2 protein-coding genes are annotated in these 1837 nt (G+C 28.7%); both read left to right on the top strand.

The window, feature by feature from the left end; genetic code table 11:
* Nucleotides 1-156: 156 nt before the first annotated feature.
* On the top strand, nt 157-1371 hold the full coding sequence (locus tag Q0F04_RS11780) for a peptidoglycan bridge formation glycyltransferase FemA/FemB family protein (RefSeq protein WP_295753522.1): 1215 nt from the start codon (nt 157-159) through the stop codon (nt 1369-1371).
* Nucleotides 1372-1640: 269 nt separating this feature from the next.
* The coding region (locus tag Q0F04_RS11785; RefSeq protein WP_295753524.1) for a hypothetical protein at nt 1641-1837 on the top strand (197 nt) is incomplete at its 3' end.

Genomic DNA, 1837 nt, shown 5'->3' on the forward strand with positions numbered 1-1837 from the left:
TACACTATTAAAGTACAGAAAAAAATAAATAATCTTAAATCACGAAAATTCGAAGATTATTTCATGCGTAATCACTAATAATATGTGGATAAGATTGGTGTAAAATTAATAAAATGATATAATGATTTACAGGAATATAAAGGGGAATGAAAATATATGTATATTTTTAAATCGAATATAAATCAAAAAGAATACGATCACTTTGTAGAAAATCATCCTAGTTGTAGTTTGCTTCAAAGCTACAAATGGGCAAATATAAAAAATAATTGGAAACCCATTTATACTGGGGTTTATGAAAAGGATACATTAGTAGCAGCTGGATTAGTATTGATTCGTCCATTGCCACTTTCTTTTTCTATGTTTTATTTGCCTAGAGGGCCGATTTTAGATTATAAAAATAAAGAGTTATTAAATTTCTACTTTACAGAATTAAAGAAAATTGCCAAAAAAGAACATTGTTTATTTATTAAATTTGATCCAAGCATTTTAGTTTCAAGCTTCCACTTAGATGAAGAAAGACAAGAATTTAATTATAAGGAAGAGTTTGAAAATATTAAATCATGTAAAGCTATTCATTATGGATTTAATAAAGATTTTGATACAACCATTCAGCCAAGATACAATATGGTAGAGTATGCAGATGATTTTGGCATGGACAGTTTATCTAAAAAAGGGAAAAAGAACATTAAAGTTGCTCTGAAACAAAATTTAGATATTCAATTCGGACACAAAGAATTATTGGATGACTTTGATAAAGTCATGAAATGTACAGAGGAAAGAAAAGGAATTTCTTTACGAACAAAAGAATATTACGAATTACTTCTAGATACATATGCAGATGATGCCTTTATCACTTTAGCCTATTTCCATATCGATGATATGTTAAAAGAGACAAAAACAAGATATGAAAAATGTTTATTAGATTTAGATAATTGTCCGGAAAACGCAAAGAAAAAACGTTTCACATTGGAAGAATTAAAAGACTCATTAGAGAAGAAAATCACTAAATATGAAGAAGATGTGAAAACATATGGTGAAACAGTCTGTGTATGTGGAACACTTACCGTAAAATATGGGCATACATCAGAAATTCTATATGCAGGTATGAATGAAGATTTCAAACGATTAATGGGACCATATTTAACTTGGTATAAAACAATGGAAAAATGTTTTGAACTAGGATGTAAAACAAGTAATATGGGGGGAATTGAAGGAACTCTTAAAGGAGGTCTTGTAGATTTTAAAGAAATATATCACCCAAGAATCAATGAATACATTGGTGAATTTGATATTCCAGTTAATTCATTATTGTATAATGTGGCATTTAAATTTTATAAGAAGATTAAGGAAAAAAACGCAAAACACAAATAATTTAAGGAAGATTTAAGTACGACTATCTATAGTATCCAAGTAAGGATGGAATATAGATATGTCGTATTTATTTTTTAATACTTTAAAACAAGAAGAATTTGATGAATTTGTGAAAAGACATGAATATTGTAATTTATTGTTAAAGTCAGAACGCTCGTGACTTTAGTCATGAGATGAATGACGTATGTAACAGTTTTTTAGCAGTTTCTATACACGAATCATGTTATAATATATACGTAGAATGCATCGTAAAAAAGGGAGATTTCGATATGTATACAGTACGCTTTCAGTTGGAACTAAGTGAATCTGAGAAACGGTTTTTGTCGAAGTCTTTTTTCTATGCAAATCAGATGCATAATCAGTTGGTTCGATATGCTACAAATCGATTGAATGCTTTATTTCATGATAAAGAATATGTGGGTGCACGCAAAGCTTATGGAGAAGCTGAATTTTCTAAAAAGAAAGG

The organism is uncultured Holdemanella sp. (assembly GCF_934772795.1).
In the GTDB taxonomy this organism is placed as follows: Bacteria; Bacillota_I; Bacilli_A; order Erysipelotrichales; family Erysipelotrichaceae; genus Holdemanella.